Origin of the sequence: Pseudoalteromonas sp. SR43-7 (assembly GCF_014163785.1) — a bacterium.
In the GTDB taxonomy this organism is placed as follows: Bacteria; Pseudomonadota; Gammaproteobacteria; order Enterobacterales; family Alteromonadaceae; genus Pseudoalteromonas; species Pseudoalteromonas distincta.
In genome coordinates this window covers 233,532-236,318 of the sequence record NZ_JACJDY010000004.1, presented here as the reverse complement: position 1 = coordinate 236,318, position 2,787 = coordinate 233,532, and the positions used below count along the sequence as shown (strand labels likewise).

At 39.6% G+C, this 2,787-nt stretch carries 10 tRNA genes; 7 read left to right on the top strand and 3 right to left on the bottom strand.

Annotation, left to right across the window (positions count from 1 at the left end):
- Positions 1 to 134: 134 nt before the first annotated feature.
- The 3 genes from H5087_RS05130 to H5087_RS05120 all read right to left on the bottom strand — a co-directional run bounded on the left by H5087_RS05130 (position 135) and on the right by H5087_RS05120 (position 543).
- Positions 135 to 210, bottom strand: a tRNA-Glu gene (locus H5087_RS05130).
- Between the two features lie 144 nt (positions 211 to 354).
- A tRNA-Glu gene (locus H5087_RS05125) sits at positions 355 to 430 on the bottom strand.
- A 37-nt stretch (positions 431 to 467) separates the two neighbouring features.
- Positions 468 to 543: transfer RNA gene (locus H5087_RS05120), tRNA-Ala, on the bottom strand.
- Between the two features lie 1,130 nt (positions 544 to 1,673).
- Here H5087_RS05120 and H5087_RS05115 point away from each other — a divergent pair.
- The 7 genes from H5087_RS05115 to H5087_RS05085 all read left to right on the top strand — a co-directional run bounded on the left by H5087_RS05115 (position 1,674) and on the right by H5087_RS05085 (position 2,700).
- A tRNA-Val gene (locus H5087_RS05115) sits at positions 1,674 to 1,749 on the top strand.
- A gap of 152 nt (positions 1,750 to 1,901) precedes the next feature.
- Positions 1,902 to 1,977 (top strand) — tRNA-Val (locus tag H5087_RS05110).
- Positions 1,978 to 2,027: 50 nt separating this feature from the next.
- Positions 2,028 to 2,103 (top strand) — tRNA-Val (locus tag H5087_RS05105).
- A gap of 152 nt (positions 2,104 to 2,255) precedes the next feature.
- A tRNA-Val gene (locus H5087_RS05100) sits at positions 2,256 to 2,331 on the top strand.
- A gap of 48 nt (positions 2,332 to 2,379) precedes the next feature.
- Positions 2,380 to 2,455, top strand: a tRNA-Val gene (locus H5087_RS05095).
- Positions 2,456 to 2,487: 32 nt separating this feature from the next.
- Positions 2,488 to 2,563: transfer RNA gene (locus tag H5087_RS05090), tRNA-Val, on the top strand.
- Between the two features lie 61 nt (positions 2,564 to 2,624).
- Positions 2,625 to 2,700, top strand: a tRNA-Val gene (locus H5087_RS05085).
- The last annotated feature ends 87 nt before the right edge of the window (positions 2,701 to 2,787 follow it).

Genomic DNA, 2,787 nt, shown 5'->3' with positions numbered 1-2,787 from the left:
CCGTGAAAGGGCGGTGTCCTAGGCCTCTAGACGATGGGGACACATAAATGTGTCACTAGGACAACTGAATTTTTAGACTCGTTTCAGGCGAGCTTTCTTAATAACACTACACTTCCCTATTAAAAATAAGTAAGTGGCGTCCCCAAGGGGATTCGAACCCCTGTTACCGCCGTGAAAGGGCGGTGTCCTAGGCCTCTAGACGATGGGGACACATAAATGTGTCACTAGGACAGTTGATAAGTTTAACTCACATCATGAGCTTTAAGGTAATTGCGTTTAATACAAGTAAAGACTCGAGCTTTAATTGTGACGCTATTTTCTCGGTAAAACCGCCTTTAACTAATAAAAGTTAAGTGGCGTCCCCAAGGGGATTCGAACCCCTGTTACCGCCGTGAAAGGGCGGTGTCCTAGGCCTCTAGACGATGGGGACACAGAAAACTGCTACCCTAGGACAAAACACTAATTTTTGGTGGAGCCATGCGGGTTCGAACCGCAGACCTCTTCACTGCCAGCGAAGCGCTCTCCCAGCTGAGCTATGGCCCCAACTTAATCAATACCCGTCGTGACAAACACATCGTGTATCGCTTAGTGCGGGGCGCATTCTATGCACCACCCAAAATAAAGTCAACAGTTTTTTACCTAGCTTTATTTAAATGGTTTAATTTTCAACAAACTGGCTATCAAGCGTGCTAAAAAACACAATTTGAATAAGATTCTAGCCCTACTGCTTATAATAACATCACTATATTGCAGCGAATACTTAACAACACCCTACCCCCCTATTTAATGCAACAAAATTGCATCAAAGTAAAGGTATACATTTATATGCAAATTAAACTTATCTAAAAAACTACCAATTAAGGCCCCGCCAATCGCTTTAATCTTTTAAAAGTTACAATTGCTTATAATAATCAAAACTTAAATGTGGGTTTGAGAGTACCCGCAGCCTTTACTTGCTTAATAACCAGCGTAACTCGTACTAAAAAATTCGATTATTGTTTGAAGAGCATTTTTAAAAGAGCATTGTAGCTTCGTAATTCTATGTATAAAACTTCAAGGCGCGTTGACCTTTGGTAGGTGAAGCGGAAGCTTTGCTCGGCTTTTACTTGGCCCACTAGGTTACAAACCTCGCGCCGCGATTTAATCGCCCCTAGATTGAACAAATTTGAATCCACAAAGGTCAACACGCCCTAGTTATATGTGATCTATTTAGTCTTAACCCGAAGGCTAGTAGTGAGGAATACGTATTTACGAGATGGCTAGGTTGGCTTATAAAAATAAAGTAAGTACAAAAATAGAGTTTAGAATGCTGAAAATAGTATTTGTTTTGGGAAGTTTAGATTAAATTCATTTTTAAATGACCGCTCTATTCGCTAAATAACTCGCCCTAATATTAATCCATCTTGCTCATAATTATAAAAACGACTCCAGTAAAAAAACAATGAGTATCGTAAAACTAAATTTAAGGTTAATAAAATACAATTCCCTACTCACTTTTAGGTGCTTAATTGAACTGCAATATCAAATTTGATGATAAAATAGACTTCAACCATATCCTATTGTTTATAAAACCTTCATTCAGCACATTTTTATCATTCAAGTGTTGACACATTTCCAACTCTATCTATAATAGCGCCCCACAACAACGCAGCAATGCAATGTTGTTTAGATGTGGGTGATTAGCTCAGTTGGGAGAGCATCGCCCTTACAAGGCGAGGGTCACTGGTTCAAGTCCAGTATCACCCACCACTTTTTAGTTAAAGTGTTCACATCTAAATTCTATATGGGTCATAAGCTCAGTTAGAAAATAGAGAGCATTACCGCTACTTACAAGTAACGGCAAAGTTCACTGGTTAAAGTCCAGTACTATTTATTTAATAGTAGCGTTTTAAATTATATGTGGGTGATTAGCTCAGTTGGGAGAGCATCGCCCTTACAAGGCGAGGGTCACTGGTTCAAGTCCAGTATCACCCACCACATATAAAACCTATTACTATATTAATAGTCGTGTTTTAAAATTGTAATATGGGTCGTTAGCTCAGTTGGGAGAGCATCGCCCTTACAAGGCGAGGGTCACTGGTTCAAGTCCAGTACGACCCACCATTCCTAGAATGGTGCATATTACAAAAAAATCTAAATGGGTCGTTAGCTCAGTTAGAAAAAGAGAGCATAACCGCTATTTACAAGTAACGGCGAAGTTCACTGGTTAAAGTCCAGTACTATTTATTTTAATAGTAGCGTTTTAATTTATATGTGGGTGATTAGCTCAGTTGGGAGAGCATCGCCCTTACAAGGCGAGGGTCACTGGTTCAAGTCCAGTATCACCCACCACATATAAACCTATTATTATATCAATAGTCGCGTTTTAAAATTTAATATGGGTCGTTAGCTCAGTTGGGAGAGCATCGCCCTTACAAGGCGAGGGTCACTGGTTCAAGTCCAGTACGACCCACCATTCCTAGAATGGTGCATATTAAAATGTAATTTGGGTGATTAGCTCAGTTGGGAGAGCATCGCCCTTACAAGGCGAGGGTCACTGGTTCAAGTCCAGTATCACCCACCAAATTACATCAAGCGGTTAATTGATAATAAAGAATTAAATAACAGGCATACCTATTATATGTGGGTGATTAGCTCAGTTGGGAGAGCATCGCCCTTACAAGGCGAGGGTCACTGGTTCAAGTCCAGTATCACCCACCACATATAAATACCATCAGATAACTTCTCTAGTAATAACTCTTTCTTTTCATATTAAATACATTTAAGAACTTTATAAAAACTCAATAT